This is a genomic window from Microbacterium sp. T2.11-28 (assembly GCF_950097975.1).
In the GTDB taxonomy this organism is placed as follows: domain Bacteria; phylum Actinomycetota; class Actinomycetes; order Actinomycetales; family Microbacteriaceae; genus Microbacterium.
On sequence record NZ_CATNHF010000028.1, the window covers coordinates 48,024 to 64,597 of the forward strand.

The window sequence follows — 16,574 nt, forward strand, 5'->3', positions numbered from 1 at the left end:
ATGCCGGGACGTCCGGCGACGTGAGGAGAGAGCCCCATGACCGACCCGCAGAACCCGCCGCAGCCGCCGGCCTACGAGACCCCCGCCTACCCGGCCGCGCCGCCGGCGGCGCCCGCCTACAACGCGGGATACGGTCAGGCGCCGGCGCCGGGAACGCCGATCCCGGGTCGCACGATGGGCATCGTCGCGTTCGTGCTGTCCTTCTTCCTGCAGCTGATCGCGCTCGTGCTGGGCATCGTCGCGCTGGTGCAGAGCCGCAAGGCCGGGCAGAAGAACGGCTTCGCCCTCGCCGCCATCATCATCAGCTCCGTCCTGCTGGTCGTCGGCACGATCATCGCGATCGTCGTGATCAGCTTCTGGGTCAACGTCGGAGGCGACCTGGCGACCCAGATCCAGGCGTGCATCGACAACGGGGGTGCCGGCACCGTCGAGGTCAACGGTGTGACGCTCTCGTGCGAAGAGGTGCTCGAGCAGTCGCGCTGACACCTCGGCCTCAGCAACGGGCGGTGCCGCACGGCGCCGCCCGTTGCCGCATTTCAGCCGAGGATGCGGCAGTGGGTCGTGAGTGCGCCGATCCCGTCGATCCCGACGGTCACGGTCGAGCGGTCGCGGAGGAAGATCTGCGGATCGCGCGAGTACCCGGCACCGCCGGGGCTGCCCGTGGAGATGAGCGTGCCGGGCAGGAGCGTCGCCGACTGCGACAGGTGCGACACGAGGGTGGCGACGGACCGGATCATCTGACCCGTGGTCGCGTCCTGCACCGTCTGCCCGTCCACGACGGCCCAGATGTGGAGGTCCTGCGGATCGGCGATCTCATCGGCGGTGACGACGACAGGTCCGGTGGGGGTGAACCCGTCGAAGGACTTGCAGCGCGACCACTGCGCCTCCGAGAACTGGATGTCCCGCGCGGTGATGTCGTTGACCACCGTGTAGCCCCAGACGTGGGAGAGCGCGTCCGCCTCGGCGACGTCCTTCGCGGCGGTCCCGATGATCACTCCGAGCTCCGCCTCGTAGTCGACGGACTCGCTGAGCGAGCGCGGCCACGTCGTCGTGGCGTCGTGACCGGTCAGGGATCCCGGCCACAGCACGAACACCGTGGGCGCCTTGTCGGCCTTCAACCCCAGCTCGCTCGAGTGCGCCGCGTAGTTCAGCCCGACCGCGAGCACCACGGGCGGCCGGCTGACCGCCGTGGCGAAGCCGAGGTCCGCGACCGGCTGCCAGCCGGTGGCCGACGCGACCGCCTCGCGCACCCGGCTCAGCAGGACGTCGCCGCCCTCGATGAGGCTCTGCAGGTCGTCCGGGGCGCCGGCGAACAGCGGGGCGACCGGAAGCGCCTCGTCTCCGCGGACGACGGCGAGCCGCGGATCGACGGACGCGGCCGAGGTCACGTGGGCGAAGCGCATCCCCCCAGGCTACCCGGCGCATCGGCGCGCACGGGGGAGCCGACCCTAGGCTGAGCGTCATGGCCTTCCCCTCGGCATTCGCTCAGCCCCCTCACGGATCACCGGCGGCGGTGCCGCACGCGACCGCATCGCCGTCCCTCCCCGTTCCGGTGCGCGCCGGCAGAGCGGCGCCGATCTGGCTGTTCGCGCTCCTGACCGTCATGGCGTTCGGGCTGGCCGCCTACCTCGTCACCTTCCTGGGGGTGGCCGCCTCGGCGATCGGCATGGTCCTCGCCGTCATCCCGCTGGCCGGGGTGCTGCTGGCGGTGCGGCTCATCGACCGGTGGGAGCCCGAACCGCGCGGCCTGGTGATCGCGGCCGTGGCGTGGGGAGCGGTCGGGGCGGTGGGCCTGGCGCTGCTGGTCGACCTCGCGCTGTCCCCGGCGATGGTCGTCGTCGACCCCGCCCTCGGCGACGCGTTCTCGGCCGTCGTCCAGGCGCCCGTGGTGGAGGAGGTCGCCAAGGGGCTGGGCGTGCTTCTCCTCTTCGTCTTCGGCCGGCGCGCGTTCGACGGCCCGGTCGACGGCGTCGTGTACGGCGCCCTCGTGGGCGCCGGGTTCGCGTTCACCGAGAACATCCTCTACTTCGCCACGAGCCTCATCGAGGGCGGCGTCACCGAGGTCACCTTCACCTTCGTGCTGCGGGGCGTGCTGTCGCCGTTCGCGCACGTGATGTTCACGGCCGTCACCGGCTACGCCCTCGGCCGGGCGGCGCGGAGCGGGGCGTCGACCTCGGGCGCGCTCGGACCCTGGCTGCTCGGGATGCTGGGGGCGGCCGTGCTCCACGCGGTGTGGAACGGGTCCGCGATGTTCGCGGACTTCTTCGCGCTGTACGCCACGCTCCAGGTCCCGCTCTTCCTGGCCTTCGTGGGCGGCGTGCTGATGCTGCGGCGTGAAGAGGCTCGGCTGACCCGCGACCGTCTGGGGGAGTACGCCGCCGCCGGGTGGTTCAGCGGGGCCGAGGTGGAGATGCTCGCGACGGCGCGCGGACGTCGGCACGCGATGGCGTGGGCGCGCACGCTCCCCGGCGACCGACGGCCCCTGATGGCGGACTTCATCCACGAGGCGACCGCGCTCGCGGCGGCGCGCCAGCGCGCGCTGAGCGGGAGGGACGCCGCCGCCGCGCACGACGAGCGGGTCTTCCTGACCCGGACGATCGGTGCGCGCTCGGCGCTGCTGAGCCGGGACGCCGCCCCCCGGTAGCAAGACTCAGCGCCCGGTGCCGCGGCGATGCCTGCGTGTCGACCGAGCGCTGAGTTGATCTGCCCCATTGTCCCCACGGGCTCGATCCGCTGTCAAGGGTGGTCGCCGCCGGGCCGCACCGGGTGACCCGATGGGCGCGGCGTGCTTGGATGGAGGCATGACTGATGAGCGCACCAAGCCCGAGTTCGACGCCCCCGACGGCCCCGCCCCCTCCGACCTCGTCATCCGCGACCTCATCGTGGGCGACGGCGCCGAGGCCCAGCCGGGCGACACCGTCACCGTGCACTACGCCGGGGTCGAGTACGACTCCGGGGAGGAGTTCGACTCCTCCTGGGGCCGTGGCGAGAGCATCCAGTTCCCGCTCCGCGGTCTCATCCAGGGATGGCAGGACGGCATCCCGGGCATGAAGGTGGGCGGCCGCCGAGAGCTGGTCATCCCGCCGCACCTGGCCTACGGCCCCGCCGGCGGCCACTTCCTCGGCGGCAAGACCCTGATCTTCATCATCGACCTGCTCGCCGTCGGCTGAGTCGTTCGATCCGAGTGGGGGCGGCGCGCCGCACGGCGGCCGCCCCCACTCGTTCGTCCCGCGATCGCACGTCGGTCGCGGGACGTTTTTTTATTCGCGGGAATAGATCCTGGCGCGCGGCGTTTCACCGTGCCAGACCGTTTCCACCTCTGCGAAGGAATGACATGACCGACACCACCACCACCACCACGCTCGAGATCCCCGGCTACAAGGCGGGCACCTGGGTGCTCGACCCCTCGCACAGCGAAGTCTCCTTCAGCGTGCGCCACATGATGATCTCGAAGGTGCGCGGGACGTTCGGCCTGAAGAGCGCCACGATCATCGCGCCGGAGAACCCGCTGGAGGCCCGCGTCGAGGCCTCCGTGGACGTCGCCTCCATCGACACGAAGGACGAGGGCCGCGACAACCACCTCCGCTCGGCCGACTTCTTCGACACCGAGACCTACCCGACGCTCGACTTCGTCTCCACCGGTGTCCGCTACGAGGGCGGGGACTTCCTCGTCGACGGCGACCTGACGATCCGCGGCGTCACCAAGCCCGCCACCTTCGAGCTCGAGTTCGGCGGCTTCGGCACCGACCCGTGGGGCAACTACAAGGCCGGCGCGACGGCGAAGACCGTCATCGACCGCGAGGACTTCGGCCTCACCTGGAACGCCGCCCTCGAGACCGGCGGGGTGCTCGTCGGCAAGGACGTCACCATCACGCTCGACCTCCAGGGTTCGCTGCAGGCCTGAGTCCACAGGGCCTCAGACGGGGTGGATGCCGCATCGGCATCCACCCCGTCCGCATGTGGGGGGGCGGGTGGACGTGTAGTCTGGCGCCACATCCCGGGTACCCGAAGGCCTGATCCCATGTCGCTGCTCGCCCGTGTGCGCCTGCTCGCCGTCACCACGGCGGTGATCGTCGCGCTCGCCGCCGCTCCCGTGACCGCCTCCGCGGAGGACGAGGGTCCGTCGCCGGAGCCGACCGCGAGCGCGACCGCCGAGCCGACCGTCAGCCCGAGCCCGACCGTCACGCCGACTCCCACGCCGACGCCGTCGCCCACTCCCACTCCGTCGCCCACTCCCACGCCGTCGCCCACCGTCTACGGCTACTTCAGCGTCCCCTGGACCTCAACCGTCTACGAGTCCTGGACCGACGGGGTCGTGAAGGAGCTCACGCTGAGCGCGTGGAAGGCGAAGGGCGTGGCGAAGCGGCCGGCTCCGATCCGCTACGTCAAGACCTCCTGGTCGGCGTCCCGGTACGCCCTCATCACCTTCCCGCAGCGCAGCGGCGACACCGCGGTCGACCGGGTGCGCACGCTCACCCGCGCGCAGTTCGCCGCGGCGGGGGAGCCTCGGGTCGCGACCGTCGCCCACGTCCCGACCTCCCGCTACTGGCGCTACGCCTCGAGCGCGGTCGATCGCTACGTCCGCACGCCCGACGGAGACCGTCATAAGCTCACCGCGGCGCAGTACGCCGCGGCGAGCCGTCCGCCGCTGACCGTCGTGTACGGCGGCTACTACCGCGCGCGGTGGTCGCAGAACATCTACTTCATCAGCACCGCGGGTGCAAAACGGGCCGTCTCGACGGTCGCGTACGCCGCCGCCGGCAAGCCGCGCGTCGCCATTGCGCCGACCGTGTACGTCAAGACCTCCTACAGCCCCGTCCACGCTCTGATCACGTGGCCGCACAGGAAGGGCGACCGCTCGGTCGACCAGATCGTGCGGCTGACCTCGGCGCAGTATGCGTCGATCGGCAAGCCGCGGCCGGAGATCCGCACCCGCATCCCCGGCGACTCGTTCATCCGGCTGTCGATCGGCCGCACCATCTACCACCGCTCGCAGGGCTACCTGACCCCGGTCACGGCGGCCCAGTGGCGAGCCGCGGGCGCTCCCGCCGTCTCCACGCACTCGCCGGGCAAGCCGATGCGCATCCGCGACATCCTCATCGTGAACAAGTCGCTGCCGCTTCCCTCCAGCTACGGCAACGGGCTGCGCCCCGAGCTCACGCGCGCGTTCGCCAAAATGCGCGCGGCGGCCGCGCGCGACGGGGTGTCGCTGCGGATCATCTCGGGCTTCCGCTCCTACGCCTCGCAGAAGTCGGTGTACGCGGCGAAGATCCGTCAGTACGGATTCGCGACGGCGGAGAAGCGCTCCGCCCGACCGGGGCACAGCGAGCACCAGACGGGTCTCGCGATCGACGTCAACTCGATCTCGCAGTCGTGGGGCGACACCCGCGCGGGCCGATGGGTCGCCAAGAACGCGCACCGCTACGGCTTCATCGTCCGCTACCCGAAGGGCAAGACGTCGGTCACCGGCTACGCGTACGAGCCGTGGCACCTGCGGCACGTCGGCGTCTCGGTGGCCACGCACCTGAAGTCCTCAGGACTCACGCTCGACGAGTACCTCGGCGTCCCCTCGAAGTACTGACCCGCCGTCCGAGCGGCCGCGTCAGGGGGTGGGCTCGAGCGCGTCGTAGGCGCGGAAGCGGGGACTCAGGCGCACGAGGATCGCCACGAGCACGATGATGACCACGCCGCCGAGCAGCGGGGGGAACCACAGCGCCGAGAGGGTCGCCAGGGTCCCCGCGTACAGCGAGCCGAGCCTCGGCCCACCGGCGACGACGACGATGAAGATGCCCTGGAGCCGCCCGCGGACGGCGTCGGGCACGGCCGCCTGCACCATCGTGTTGCGGAAGATCGAGCTGATGTTGTCCGCGGCTCCCGCTGCCGCCAGTGCGAGCATGGCCAGCGCGATCACGGTCACGTTCGCGTGCGCCTCGTCGACGACGGGGGGAGCGAACGCCCCGAGCGCGCCCAGGCCGAGCGCCACGCCGAACAGAGCGATGGCCGCCCCGTAGGCGATGATGGCGCGCTCGATGCCCAGGCCCTGCCGGCGCACGCGTCCGACCGGCCCCGAGAACACGCTCGAGAGGAAGGCGCCCGCGGCGATGGAGGCGGTGAGCAGCCCCGTCGTGATCGCCCCGCCGCCCAGCAGCAGCGCCCCGATCGCGGGGAACAGCGCGATCGGCTGGCCGAACGTCATCGCGATGATGTCGAGCAGGAACTGGAGGCGGATGTTCGACGCGCGACGCAGGAACTGCCATCCGTCGCGCAACGACGCCCATCCCGGACGCACGACCACGCCCTCGGGGAGGATGGCGGGCAGGGTGAGCAGGCCGAGGAAGTTGGCGAGCATGAGGACGACGTCGATCGAGTAGGTCCACGCGTAGCCCGTGAAGGCGACGAGCACCCCGGCCAGGGCCGGCCCGCCCATGACCATGATCCCCATCGTGATCCCGCCGAGCGCGGAGGCCGCCGGCAGCAGCTCGCGGGGGAGCAGGCGCGGCACGATGGACTGCCGCGCGGCCATGACGATCGAGTTCGCCGCCGAGTTGACGATGCTGAGCGCGTAGAGCCACCAGACGGTCTCGAACTGTCCCCACGCGAGCACGGCCAGCAGCAGGGTGGAGACGAACGTGACGGATGCCGCGACGAGCGCCACCCGTCGGCGGTCGAACGCATCGGCGAGCATCCCGCCGTACAGGCCCGCGATCACCATCGGCAGCAGCCCGGCGACGGCGATCATGGCCACGGCGAAGGTCGAGCCGGTGAGGTCGAACATGTGCAGCATGACGGCCACGATCGTCAGCTGCCCGCCGAGGCCCGCGAGCGTCGAGCCGATCCACATCCGGGTGAACGCCGGACTGTGGCGGAACGGCCGCAGATCGAGGAAGGAGTCCCGGCTGAGACGCGCCCTCATCGCCGGCCCCCGGCGCCTCGGCGGGCGGAGGCGGGCGGGGCGGAGCGGGGCACTCGTCGAGCCTAATCGCTGGTAGACTCGTCAGGTTGCCGTTCGATCGGCCGCGGATAAAGAGAGCCCACGCATCAGGCGTCGGGCGCCGCGCAACGAAGAGAGAGGGGATCACCTATGGCACTGGATGCAGACGTCAAGAAGGCGATCATCGAAGAGTACGCGACGCACCCCGGTGACACCGGATCCCCCGAGGTGCAGGTCGCGATGCTGACGCAGCGCATCAAGGACCTCACCGAGCACCTCAAGGAGCACAAGCACGACCACCACTCGCGTCGTGGGCTGTTCCTGCTCGTCGGTCAGCGCCGTCGTCTGCTCGGCTACCTCCAGGACATCGACATCTCGCGCTACCGCGCGCTGATCGAGCGTCTCGGACTCCGCCGCTAAGGCATCGCTGCCAGCGTTCAATCGCGCAGAACATTCTTGAGAAGGCCGCCCCGGGTGTGGGGCGGCCTTCGTCATTCCCGGACGGCGTGCGGCCGTGTCCCACTTTGTGCCGGTTGGGCGCGCCGGTAGCGGCAGAAAGTGCGACATCCGCCCGTGCGGCGAGTGGATGTCGCGGCTAAGCGCCCGCCGAGGATGCTCGGGCTGCGACCAGATCGGCGTGGTGGATCGCGGCGACGTCGGGGTGCGCGCGCAGGCGCGACTTGAGCGCGTTCTCGCCGTACAGCGCGTGGATCGGATTCGCCGGGTCCTGTGTCACGCCTCGTGCCTTTGCCGCCAGTTCGGCGGGCAGTTCGATCACCGGGAGCCGGCTGCCGAGCGCCGGGTTGAAGAAGAACGGCACCGAGATGCGGTCCTCGGGAAAGCGCGGCGAGACCACGCGGTGGTTCGTGGCGATGAGGTAGCCGCCGGTCGCGTACTCGAGCATCTCGCCGATGTTGACCACGAAGGCGCCGGGCACCGGGGGAGCGTCGACCCAGGCGCCGTCGCGCTCGACCTGGAGCCCGCGCGCGCCGGGCTCGACCCACAGCAGGGTGAGGACGCCCGAGTCCTTGTGCGCGCCGACGCCCTGCTGGGGCTCGGGCGCGTCGGTCCCCGGGTAGCGGACGATCTTCAGCAGGGTCGAGGGCTCGCCGAAGTGCCGGTCGAAGTAGTCCTCGTCGGCGCCGAGCGCGAGCGCCCAGGCGCGCAGGAGGGTGCGGGCGACCTCGGTGAGATGCGCCTGCCACTCGGCGGCGACCTCTTGCAGCTCCGGCTGCGCCGCAGGCCACAGGTTCGGTCCGATGAGACGTGCGAAGTCGGGGGCGTCCGGGTCGGCGACGGCCTCGCGCTCGGGGCCGATGTCGATCTGCTCGCGCCAGTCCACCCGCCCCTGCGTGCGCTCGCCGCCGATGCGGGTGTAGCCCCGGAAATGCGGGCTCCGCACGTTCTCGATCGCGAGCTTGTCGGCCTCGGGCAAAGCGAAGAAGTCGCGCGCCGCCCGATGCAGCCGCTGCTCCAGTGCGGGGGTCACGCCGGTCCCCGTGAGGTAGAAGAAGCCGACCTCGTGGGTCGCTCGGCGCAGCTCCGCCGGAAGCGGGCGGCGGCGTCCGGGCCCTGATCGAGCAGCGAGAGGTCGAGGACGGGCAGGTTCAGATCCGGCATGAGGCGAGGATAGGCACCCGGCGCGGCCCGGGGTGCGCGTGTTGCCGTTCGTTACCGGCACGGCGGACGGCGAGGCGGGGTGTAGCGTCAGCACCCTCGGGTCTGTCCGATCCGCTGACGGGATGAGGACGATCATGACCCAGACCACCGGACTGACTCTCGGGGTCGTCGGCACGTCGCGAAAGCCCGACGAGCGGCGCGTGCCGCTCCACCCGGCGCACCTGGACCGGATCCCCGAGGAGCTGCGGCCGCGGCTTCTCCTCGAGGCCGGCTACGGGAGGCGTTTCGGTGTCTCCGACGATGAGCTGCGTCCCCTCGTCGGGAGGATCGCTCCCCGGGACGCGGTCATCGCGGAGGCCGATGTCGTGCTGCTCCCGAAGCCCCAGGCGGCGGACGTGCGGGAGCTCCGCGAGGGGCAGGTGCTGTGGGGGTGGCCGCACCTCGTGCAGGACCCGGAGCTCACCCAGCTCGCGATCGACGAACGGCTGACCGTGATCGCCTTCGAGGCGATGCAGCACTGGGGCTCCGACGGGGCGTTCGGGCTGCATGTCTTCCACAAGAACAACGAGCTCGCCGGGTACTGCTCCGTGCTGCATGCCCTGCAGCTGTGCGGCTCGACCGCCGATTACGGCCGCCGCCTCACCGCCGTCGTCATCGGCTTCGGTGCCACCGCGCGCGGTGCCGTCACCGCGTTGCGTGCGCAGGGCGTGCAGGAGGTGCGGGTGCTCACGAATCGCCGCACCGCGTCGGTCGCCGCGCCGATCCACGCGGCGCACATGATCCAGTTCGACCACGACGAGGGTCCGTACTCGAGCGAGGTCCTCACGGACGAGGGACGCGTCCCGCTGGCGCCGTTCCTGGCCGAGAGCGACATCGTCGTGAACTGCACGCTCCAGGACCCGAACCGTCCGCTGCTTTACCTCCGGGAGAGCGACCTGGCCGCGTTCCGGCCCGGAAGCCTGATCGTCGACGTCTCCTGCGACGAGGGCATGGCGTTCGAGTGGGCGCGGATGACGAGCTTCGCCGATCCGATGTTCACCGTGGGCGGCGGGGTGAACTACTACGCGGTGGACCACAGTCCGTCCTACCTGTGGAACTCGGCGAGCTGGGAGATCAGCGACGCGCTGCTGCGGTTCGTGCCGACAGTGATGGCCGGACCGTCCTTGTGGGCGCAGAGCGAGACGATCGCGCGAGCGGTCGAGATCCGAGACGGCGTGGTCCTCAATCCGGCCATCCTGGAGTTCCAGCGACGGGCGACCGAGCCGCCGCACGCGGTGACGACCCACATCGGCGATTCCGCCGGGAATACTCTGGACCCCACCGTGTTGTAGGAGATACATTCACTTGCATGTATCGGATGCCACGAGCATCCAGGAAGCGGAAGAGACCGTGAGCGAGACAACCACCACCACCTGGCCGGGCATGCAGTTCGGCATCTTCACCGTCAGCGACATCACTCAGGATCCCACCACCGGGCACACCCCGAGCGAGGCCGAGCGCATCCGCGCGACGGTCGAGATCGCGAAGCACGCCGAAGAGGTCGGACTCGACGTCTTCGCGCTCGGCGAGCACCACAACCCGCCGTTCTGGTCGAGCTCGCCCACCACGACCCTCGCCTACATCGCCGCGCAGACCGAGCGCCTGGTGCTGTCGACCGCCACGACCCTCATCACGACCAACGACCCGGTGAAGATCGCCGAGGACTACGCCATGCTGCAGCACCTGTCGGGCGGGCGCATGGACCTCATGCTCGGACGCGGCAACACGGGCCCGGTCTACCCGTGGTTCGGCAAGGACATCCGCCAGGGCCTCCCGCTGTCGATCGAGAACTACGCCCTGCTGCACAAGCTGTGGCGCGAGGACGTCGTCGACTGGGAGGGCAAGTTCCGCACCTCGCTCCAGGGCTTCACCTCCACGCCGCGGCCCCTGGACGGCGTCGCGCCGTTCGTCTGGCACGGCTCGATCCGCACCCCCGAGATCGCCGAGCAGGCCGCCTACTACGGCGACGGCTTCTTCGCGAACAACATCTTCTGGCCTGCGGAGCACTATCAGCGCCTCATCGCGCTGTACCGCCAGCGCTGGGAGCACTACGGTCACGGCGCCCCCGAGACGGCGATCGTCGGTCTGGGCGGTCAGGCGTTCATGGCGAAGAACTCGCAGGACGCCGTCGCGCAGTTCCGTCCGTACTTCGACAACGCCCCCGTCTACGGTCACGGCCCCACGCTCGAGGACTTCTCCGAGATGACGCCGCTGACGGTCGGATCGCCGCAGCAGGTCATCGACCGTTACGCCGGCATGCGCGAGCTGTTCGGCGACTACCAGCGTCAGCTCTTCCTCGTCGACCACGCGGGACTGCCGCTGAAGACGGTGCTCGAGCAGCTCGACTTCCTCGGGGGCGAGGTCGTCCCCGCGCTCCGCAAGGAGTTCGCGGCCGACCGCCCGGCGAACGTCCCCGACGCCCCGACGCACGCGTCGCTGGTCCGCGCGGCCTACGGCGACGGCCCGGCTCGCGAAGCCCGCCCGCGGGCCAACCGCGGCGACAACCTCAGCGGCCCCTCGCCCTACCAGGACACGCCGGCCCCCGCGGGTGCGGCATTCGGTGTGGGAGCGGGACGATGACCGCGCGGCGCATCTCCGTCATCTCGGCAGGTCTCTCCAACCCCTCCTCGACGCGGATGCTGGCCGACCGGCTGGCGGCGGCCACGGTCGCCGAGCTGTCGGCCCGCGGGATCGAGGCGTCGGTGGACACCATCGAGCTGCGCGATCACGCGCACGACATCGCGAACAACCTCCTCACCGGATTCGCGCCGCCCGCGCTGGAGTCGGCCATCAACTCCGTCGTCTCGGCCGATGCCGTGATCGCGGTGACGCCGATCTTCTCGACGAGCTACTCGGGGCTGTTCAAGTCGTTCATCGACGTGCTCGACCCCGACGCGCTCACCGGCACGCCGGTCCTGATCGGCGCAAACGCCGGCACGGCCCGCCACTCGCTGGCGATCGACTACGCGATCCGCCCGCTGTTCACCTATCTCCACGCGGAGCCCGTCTCCACCGGCGTGTTCGCCGCGTCGAGCGACTGGGGTGCGGCGGCCGACGAGGTCGCGCCGCTGAGCGCCCGCGTCGAGCGCGGCGCACGCGAGCTCGCCGAGGCCATCGCGCGGCGGGAGGCGGCGACCGCGTCCGATCCGTTCGATCCGGACAGCTACCTCGGTGAGGGGCGCTCGTTCGGCCACCTGCTGGGCGGCCTGGCGGGGGAGTAGCCCGCAGGACGGTCAGCCGACCGCCGGCGACGCCATCCGGGCGTGGACCAGGTCCGCGAACGCCGCGAACGGAGCGGCCGCCAGCGCCACCGGCGTGCCCTCGGCCTCGGGGTGCCACTGCACCGCCAGGACGGGGGCGCCGGTGTGCTCGACCGCCTCGATCACGCCGTCGTCGGCGACGGCGGTGGCCACCAGGTCGCTGCCGAGCCGGCCGATGGCCTGATGGTGTCCCGACGCGACCGGGATGGTGGTCGCGCCGGTGGCCGCGTGCAGGTGCGAGCCCTCGGCCACCGTCACGTCGTGCCAGGTCCAGGCCAGCCCGCCGTCGCCGTCCGACGCGGGGGTGTGGAGGACCGATGAGGCGGGCAGATCCTCCACGAGCGTGCCCCCGAGGGCGACGTTGATCACCTGGAGTCCCCGGCAGACGCCGAGCACCGGGATGCCGCGGGCGAGCGCCGCGGCGAGGATGTCGAGATCGAGCTGGTCCTGCGCGGGGTTCACGTCGTAGACGGCCGCCCCGGTGTCGCCCCCGTAGCGGGCCGGATCGACGTCCCCGCCGCCGGGGAGGACGAGCCCGTCGAAGCCGGCCAGGTCTGCCGTGCGGACGACGACGACGTCGAGGTCCTCGGAGCGCACGAGCTCGGCGACGTCGTCGAAGATGGCGTTGGCCAGCCCCACGCGGGCGTCCGCCCCCTCGGGGTCCGAGAGGCGGGCGGGCATGGCGATACGGGGCAGGCTCATCCGTCCATTGTCGGGCACGTCACCGGTGCCAGCGGTACTCCGTCTCGGGTCGGCCCTGACCGCCGTAGCGCGACGCCCGCTCCACGCGGCCGGCGGACGCGAGATGCTCCAGGTACCGCCGCGCGGCGACCCGCGACATCCCCAGCTTCTCCGCCGCCTCGCGCGCTGAGAGCGCCCCGTCGGCGCGGACAGCGGCGGTGACCCGCTCGAGCGTGTCGGCCGCCAGGCCCTTCGGCAGACGGATGGTCCCGGTCGCCCGTGACGCCGCCAGCAGCGCGTCGATCTCCTCCTGCGTCGAGGGGCCCGACGACTCCCGCGTGCGGCGGTGGTAGTCGCGGTACTGCGCGAGACGGTCCGCGAACACCGCATAGGTCACCGGCTTCACGAGATACTGCACGACGCCGAGTCCCACGGTCTGGCGGACCGCCTCGGCATCCCGCACACCCGTCACGGCGATCACGTCGACCGCGCTTCCCCGCGCGCGGACGTGTCGGAGCACGTCCAGCCCGCTGCCGTCGGGCATCGTCATGTCCAGCAGGACGAGGTCGATGTCGGGACGCGAGAGCACGGCCTCCACCGCCGCGCGGGCCCCGGTGCACTCGCCGGCGACCTCGAAGCCCTCCAGCCGTGCGATGAAGCCGCGGTGGAGCTCGAGGGTGAGGGCGTCGTCGTCGACGAGCAGCACGCGGATCATGAGGCCTCCGTGGGGAGCACGACCCGGAAGGTGGTCGGCGGATGGGCGGCGATCACGATCGACCCGCCGATGTCGTCGACCAGCGCCCGTGCCAGTGCCAGGCCCACGCCGCGGCCCTCGGCACCGGCCGGCTTGGTGGAGAAGCCCCGCTCGAACACGCGCGAGCGCAGATGGGCGGGGATGCCCGGCCCGCTGTCGGAGATTTCCAGCACCAGCTCCGCCTCGGCCGTGCGCGCGAGCCGCACCCGCACCCACCGCGGCGCGTCGCCCGCGGCGGCGGCGTCCACGGCGTTGTCGAGGAGGTTGCCCACCAGTGCCACCTGGTCGATGGGCGGGAGCAGCGACTGGGGGGCGCCGGGGTCGAGGTCGACGGTGAGCTCCACGCCGCGCTCGGCCGCCTGCGCGGTCTTGCCGAGCAGCAGCGCCGCCACCGTGGGATCGCCCTCGGAGCGGGCGGTCACCTGGTCCACGAGCGACTGGCTGCGCTGGGCCGAGGCGCTCAGCAGGTCGATCGCCTCCTCGGTGCGACCGAGCTCGAGCAGGGCGACCGCCGCGTGCAGGCGGTTGCCGTGCTCGTGGGTCTGGGCGCGCAGCGCTTCACCCAGCGTGCGCATCGACTCCGCCGCGGCGAGGGTGTCGCGGATCTCTCCGGCGGGGAGGTCGCCGGCGAGGCGGCGGGTGAACCGCCGCGCCAGGAGCGCCCCGGCGACGCCGGCGATCACGAGGGCGGCGCCGATGCCGAGGGCGGCGAGCAGACGCGGCACGATCGCCGCCGACACCGTCTCCACCGTCACCCCGACCGACACCCAGCCGACGAGCCGGCCGTCCTGCTCGACGGGGGCGATCGTCCGCAGCGACGGGCCGAGCGTGCCGGTGAACTCCTCGGTCAGCGGCACAGGCGCGGCGGGGATGGTGCCCAGGTAGGTGCGGCCGATCTGCCGGGGGTCGGGGTGGGTGGCGCGGGTGCCGTCGGCATCCATGATCGTCACGAAGTCCACCGGGGCGTCGTCGATGACGGCGGTCGCGATCGGCTGCAGCACCGGGGTCGCCCGGGCGCCGTCGGCGGCCAGCGCCGCGCGCACCTCGGGGGAGTCGGCGAGGGTCTGGGCGACCGCGTGCGTGACCCGCTCCGCTTCGGCGCGCGCGCTGCGCTGGCCCTCGAACAGGAGCAGGCCCGACGTCAGCAGGGCGGTCACGACGACGGCGATCGACAGGGCGATGAACACCTGCGACGCCGCACTGCGCCCGATCCCTCGCGCCATCGCACCCTCCGTCTCCGCCGGCGATCGCCCGCCGGGGCCTGCCCGCGACCAATACGACCACAAATCGACCCGGGCCGGAACGCGGCACACCCTGGATGCATCCCGCCGACGTCGGCGGCCTCGAACAACGACCGTTCACCCAGGAGGAAGACATGGCCCTCTCCACGACATCGATCCGCATCCCCGACTTCATCCGGCGGCCGGGCAGATCATGGGACAGGCACACCTGGCTCTACGTGTCGGTCATCATCGCCGTCGTCCTCGGCGCGACCATCGGGCTCGTCTGGCCGGAGGTCGGGGTGAGTCTCGAGCCCCTCGGCAAGGCATTCGTCGGCCTCATCAAGATGATGATCGCGCCGATCATCTTCTGCACGATCGTGGTCGGCGTCGGCTCGATCGCGAAGGCGGCCACCGTCGGCAAGATCGGCGGCCTCGCCCTCGGCTACTTCATGCTCATGTCGACCTTCGCCCTCGCGATCGGCCTGGTGGTCGGCAACCTCATCCACCCGGGTGAAGGGCTGAACATGCAGTCCGCCACCTACGACACGAAGGACCTCGGCGAGCCCAAGACGACGACGGAGTTCCTGCTCGGCATCATCCCGACGACGTTCTTCTCCGCCTTCACGGGCGAGAGCGTGCTGCAGGTGCTGTTCATCGCGCTCCTGGTGGGATTCGCCCTGCAGGGCCTGGGCTCCAAGGGCGAGCCGATCATGTTCGCGGTGAAGCAGCTGCAGACGCTGGTGTTCCGCATCCTCGGCATGATCCTCTGGCTGGCTCCGGTGGGCGCCTTCGGCGCGATCGCCGCCGTGGTCGGCAAGACGGGGGCCGCCGCGATCGTCAGCCTCGGCGTCCTCATGATCGCCTTCTACATCACCTGCATCCTCTTCATCGTCGGCGTGCTGGGCACGCTGCTGTGGGCGGTCTCGAAGATCAACATCTTCCGGCTCATGAAGTACCTCGGCCGCGAGTACCTGCTGATCGTGGGCACCTCCTCCAGCGAGTCGGCGCTGCCGCGCCTCATCGCCAAGATGGAGCACGTCGGCGTCTCCAAGCCGGTGGTGGGCATCACCGTCCCCACCGGGTACTCCTTCAACCTCGACGGCACGGCGATCTACCTGACGATGGCGTCGCTGTTCATCGCCGCGGGCATGGGGGCGCCGATGTCGATCCCGGAGCAGATCGGTCTCCTGGTCTTCATGATCATCGCGAGCAAGGGCGCCGCGGGCGTGACCGGCGCCGGGCTCGCCACGCTCGCCGGCGGTCTGCAGGCCTACCGCCCCGACCTGGTGGACGGTGTGGGCGTCATCGTCGGCATCGACCGCTTCATGTCCGAAGGACGAGCGCTCACGAACTTCACCGGCAACGCGGTGGCCACGCTCCTCATCGGCACGTGGACCCGCGAGATCGACAGGGACCGCGCCCGCGAGGTGCTGGCCGGGCGGCTGCCGTTCGACGAGTCCACGCTGTCGGGCGACCACGGCGAGGGCGGTCACGGCGAGCACGACGCCGGCGCCGCAGAGCGCCCCGCTCCGACGGAGGCGCTGACGACCCGCTGACGTACCCCGGATGGACACGACGACGGCCCGGTGCTCCTCGAGCGCCGGGCCGTCGTCGTGTCGATGCCGCGAGTCAGCCGCTCTTGCGGCGGAACTCCCGCTTGGTGATCGCACCGTGCGTGCCGTGGACGGCGGAGTCGCCGTCCAGGTGGGCCTCGCCTTCGCGGTGCTGTGCGTTCTTCTTGTCGAGCGCCTCCTTGAACTTGCGCTTCAGGTCCTCGGACGCCCCGGGGGCGGTGTCATCACTGCTCATGCCCCCACGATACGCAGGCCAGAGGGCGACTGGTAGGCTTGCGAAGGTTGCCTTGCGGCATCCGCTCAACTTCACACTGAGCTCTCAACGCAGGTTGAGAACCTGGAGCAGGCCGGCAGGAAGCTGGTCCCCTGTGGTGGGTCCCCGTCTCGAACGGTGGCTTTCGACTGGTGGCCAGTGCTGACGAGTCCCGCGACCGCGTCGCGCGTCGAGATCTGCCTGTTCCTGCTCCTTCGATCGACCTCGTGCGCGAGACG

General features: G+C 71.2%; 16 protein-coding genes and 1 pseudogene. 10 read left to right on the forward strand and 7 right to left on the reverse strand.

Features of this window, described 5'->3' with window-relative positions; translation table 11 throughout:
• Positions 1-36: 36 nt before the first annotated feature.
• The gene (locus QQZ13_RS11350) at positions 37-483 is read left to right on the forward strand and encodes a DUF4190 domain-containing protein (RefSeq protein WP_284529271.1); all 447 of its coding nucleotides are present in this window, start codon (positions 37-39) and stop codon (positions 481-483) included.
• A 53-nt stretch (positions 484-536) separates the two neighbouring features.
• On the opposite strand, the gene QQZ13_RS11355 is transcribed toward QQZ13_RS11350, so the two are convergent.
• Positions 537-1,403, reverse strand: coding sequence for a fumarylacetoacetate hydrolase family protein (locus QQZ13_RS11355; protein WP_284529272.1), 867 nt, complete (start codon positions 1,401-1,403; stop codon positions 537-539).
• Between the two features lie 59 nt (positions 1,404-1,462).
• Between QQZ13_RS11355 and QQZ13_RS11360 the strand changes: the two genes are divergently transcribed.
• The 4 genes from QQZ13_RS11360 (at position 1,463) to QQZ13_RS11375 (ending at position 5,581) form a co-directional block, all read left to right on the forward strand.
• Positions 1,463-2,644: a PrsW family intramembrane metalloprotease gene (locus tag QQZ13_RS11360; protein WP_284529273.1), complete on the forward strand. Its 1,182-nt coding sequence runs from the start codon at positions 1,463-1,465 to the stop codon at positions 2,642-2,644.
• Between the two features lie 157 nt (positions 2,645-2,801).
• Positions 2,802-3,170, forward strand: coding sequence for an FKBP-type peptidyl-prolyl cis-trans isomerase (locus tag QQZ13_RS11365; protein WP_284529274.1), 369 nt, complete (start codon positions 2,802-2,804; stop codon positions 3,168-3,170).
• A gap of 164 nt (positions 3,171-3,334) precedes the next feature.
• Positions 3,335-3,904 carry a YceI family protein gene (locus tag QQZ13_RS11370; protein ID WP_284529276.1) on the forward strand — a complete coding sequence of 190 codons (570 nt, stop codon included), beginning with the start codon at positions 3,335-3,337 and terminating at the stop codon, positions 3,902-3,904.
• A 117-nt stretch (positions 3,905-4,021) separates the two neighbouring features.
• Complete coding sequence (locus tag QQZ13_RS11375; RefSeq protein ID WP_284529277.1) at positions 4,022-5,581, forward strand: D-alanyl-D-alanine carboxypeptidase family protein; 1,560 nt, start codon at positions 4,022-4,024, stop codon at positions 5,579-5,581.
• Positions 5,582-5,602: 21 nt separating this feature from the next.
• On the opposite strand, the gene QQZ13_RS11380 is transcribed toward QQZ13_RS11375, so the two are convergent.
• Positions 5,603-6,913 (reverse strand): MFS transporter, encoded by a 1,311-nt coding sequence (locus tag QQZ13_RS11380; RefSeq protein ID WP_284529278.1) that lies wholly within the window; start codon positions 6,911-6,913, stop codon positions 5,603-5,605.
• Between the two features lie 168 nt (positions 6,914-7,081).
• Here QQZ13_RS11380 and rpsO point away from each other — a divergent pair, with 168 nt between their 5' ends.
• Positions 7,082-7,351, forward strand: a complete 270-nt coding sequence (gene rpsO / locus QQZ13_RS11385; protein ID WP_284529279.1) for a 30S ribosomal protein S15 — start codon at positions 7,082-7,084, stop codon at positions 7,349-7,351.
• Between the two features lie 175 nt (positions 7,352-7,526).
• Here rpsO and QQZ13_RS11390 read toward each other — a convergent pair.
• Positions 7,527-8,551 (reverse strand): annotated as a pseudogene (locus QQZ13_RS11390) (isopenicillin N synthase family dioxygenase).
• 134 nt (positions 8,552-8,685) lie between these two features.
• Here QQZ13_RS11390 and QQZ13_RS11395 point away from each other — a divergent pair.
• The 3 genes from QQZ13_RS11395 to QQZ13_RS11405 all read left to right on the forward strand — a co-directional run bounded on the left by QQZ13_RS11395 (position 8,686) and on the right by QQZ13_RS11405 (position 11,811).
• Positions 8,686-9,882, forward strand: a complete 1,197-nt coding sequence (locus QQZ13_RS11395) for a N(5)-(carboxyethyl)ornithine synthase (RefSeq protein ID WP_284529280.1) — start codon at positions 8,686-8,688, stop codon at positions 9,880-9,882.
• Positions 9,883-9,973: 91 nt separating this feature from the next.
• Complete coding sequence (locus tag QQZ13_RS11400; protein WP_284529591.1) at positions 9,974-11,170, forward strand: LLM class flavin-dependent oxidoreductase; 1,197 nt, start codon at positions 9,974-9,976, stop codon at positions 11,168-11,170.
• Positions 11,167-11,811: an FMN reductase gene (locus tag QQZ13_RS11405; protein ID WP_284529281.1), complete on the forward strand. Its 645-nt coding sequence runs from the start codon at positions 11,167-11,169 to the stop codon at positions 11,809-11,811. Before QQZ13_RS11400 ends, QQZ13_RS11405 begins: the two co-directional genes overlap by 4 nt.
• Before the next feature lie 12 nt (positions 11,812-11,823).
• Here QQZ13_RS11405 and QQZ13_RS11410 read toward each other — a convergent pair whose 3' ends face one another.
• From QQZ13_RS11410 to QQZ13_RS11420, 3 genes are read right to left on the reverse strand one after another with little or no spacing between them, the layout of a single operon-like run.
• On the reverse strand, positions 11,824-12,552 hold the full coding sequence (locus QQZ13_RS11410; protein WP_284529282.1) for a gamma-glutamyl-gamma-aminobutyrate hydrolase family protein: 729 nt from the start codon (positions 12,550-12,552) through the stop codon (positions 11,824-11,826).
• A 19-nt stretch (positions 12,553-12,571) separates the two neighbouring features.
• A complete protein-coding gene (locus tag QQZ13_RS11415) occupies positions 12,572-13,246 on the reverse strand; it encodes a response regulator (RefSeq protein ID WP_284529283.1) in 675 nt (224 codons plus the stop codon).
• Positions 13,243-14,508 carry an ATP-binding protein gene (locus QQZ13_RS11420; protein ID WP_284529284.1) on the reverse strand — a complete coding sequence of 422 codons (1,266 nt, stop codon included), beginning with the start codon at positions 14,506-14,508 and terminating at the stop codon, positions 13,243-13,245. The genes QQZ13_RS11415 and QQZ13_RS11420 overlap by 4 nt, the downstream gene beginning before the upstream one ends.
• Positions 14,509-14,660: 152 nt before the next feature.
• Here QQZ13_RS11420 and QQZ13_RS11425 point away from each other — a divergent pair, with 152 nt between their 5' ends.
• Positions 14,661-16,064: a cation:dicarboxylate symporter family transporter gene (locus QQZ13_RS11425; protein ID WP_284529286.1), complete on the forward strand. Its 1,404-nt coding sequence runs from the start codon at positions 14,661-14,663 to the stop codon at positions 16,062-16,064.
• 73 nt (positions 16,065-16,137) lie between these two features.
• Here the strand turns inward: QQZ13_RS11425 and QQZ13_RS11430 are convergent, their stop codons facing one another.
• Positions 16,138-16,317, reverse strand: a complete 180-nt coding sequence (locus QQZ13_RS11430) for a DUF5302 domain-containing protein (RefSeq protein ID WP_284529287.1) — start codon at positions 16,315-16,317, stop codon at positions 16,138-16,140.
• Positions 16,318-16,574 lie beyond the last annotated feature (257 nt).

What these genes read in the sequence shown, in the direction of transcription:
- QQZ13_RS11425 (WP_284529286.1), top strand. Translation starts at nt 14,661, where the DNA reads ATGGCCCTCTCCACGACATCGATCCGCATCCCCGACTTCATCCGGCGG.
- QQZ13_RS11410 (WP_284529282.1), bottom strand. Translation starts at nt 12,552, where the DNA reads ATGAGCCTGCCCCGTATCGCCATGCCCGCCCGCCTCTCGGACCCCGAG.
- QQZ13_RS11430 (WP_284529287.1), bottom strand. Translation starts at nt 16,317, where the DNA reads ATGAGCAGTGATGACACCGCCCCCGGGGCGTCCGAGGACCTGAAGCGC.
- rpsO (WP_284529279.1), top strand. Translation starts at nt 7,082, where the DNA reads ATGGCACTGGATGCAGACGTCAAGAAGGCGATCATCGAAGAGTACGCG.
- QQZ13_RS11415 (WP_284529283.1), bottom strand. Translation starts at nt 13,246, where the DNA reads ATGATCCGCGTGCTGCTCGTCGACGACGACGCCCTCACCCTCGAGCTC.
- QQZ13_RS11400 (WP_284529591.1), top strand. Translation starts at nt 9,974, where the DNA reads ATGCAGTTCGGCATCTTCACCGTCAGCGACATCACTCAGGATCCCACC.
- QQZ13_RS11360 (WP_284529273.1), top strand. Translation starts at nt 1,463, where the DNA reads ATGGCCTTCCCCTCGGCATTCGCTCAGCCCCCTCACGGATCACCGGCG.
- QQZ13_RS11370 (WP_284529276.1), top strand. Translation starts at nt 3,335, where the DNA reads ATGACCGACACCACCACCACCACCACGCTCGAGATCCCCGGCTACAAG.
- QQZ13_RS11380 (WP_284529278.1), bottom strand. Translation starts at nt 6,913, where the DNA reads ATGAGGGCGCGTCTCAGCCGGGACTCCTTCCTCGATCTGCGGCCGTTC.
- QQZ13_RS11350 (WP_284529271.1), top strand. Translation starts at nt 37, where the DNA reads ATGACCGACCCGCAGAACCCGCCGCAGCCGCCGGCCTACGAGACCCCC.
- QQZ13_RS11375 (WP_284529277.1), top strand. Translation starts at nt 4,022, where the DNA reads ATGTCGCTGCTCGCCCGTGTGCGCCTGCTCGCCGTCACCACGGCGGTG.
- QQZ13_RS11365 (WP_284529274.1), top strand. Translation starts at nt 2,802, where the DNA reads ATGACTGATGAGCGCACCAAGCCCGAGTTCGACGCCCCCGACGGCCCC.
- QQZ13_RS11355 (WP_284529272.1), bottom strand. Translation starts at nt 1,403, where the DNA reads ATGCGCTTCGCCCACGTGACCTCGGCCGCGTCCGTCGATCCGCGGCTC.
- QQZ13_RS11420 (WP_284529284.1), bottom strand. Translation starts at nt 14,508, where the DNA reads ATGGCGCGAGGGATCGGGCGCAGTGCGGCGTCGCAGGTGTTCATCGCC.
- QQZ13_RS11405 (WP_284529281.1), top strand. Translation starts at nt 11,167, where the DNA reads ATGACCGCGCGGCGCATCTCCGTCATCTCGGCAGGTCTCTCCAACCCC.
- QQZ13_RS11395 (WP_284529280.1), top strand. Translation starts at nt 8,686, where the DNA reads ATGACCCAGACCACCGGACTGACTCTCGGGGTCGTCGGCACGTCGCGA.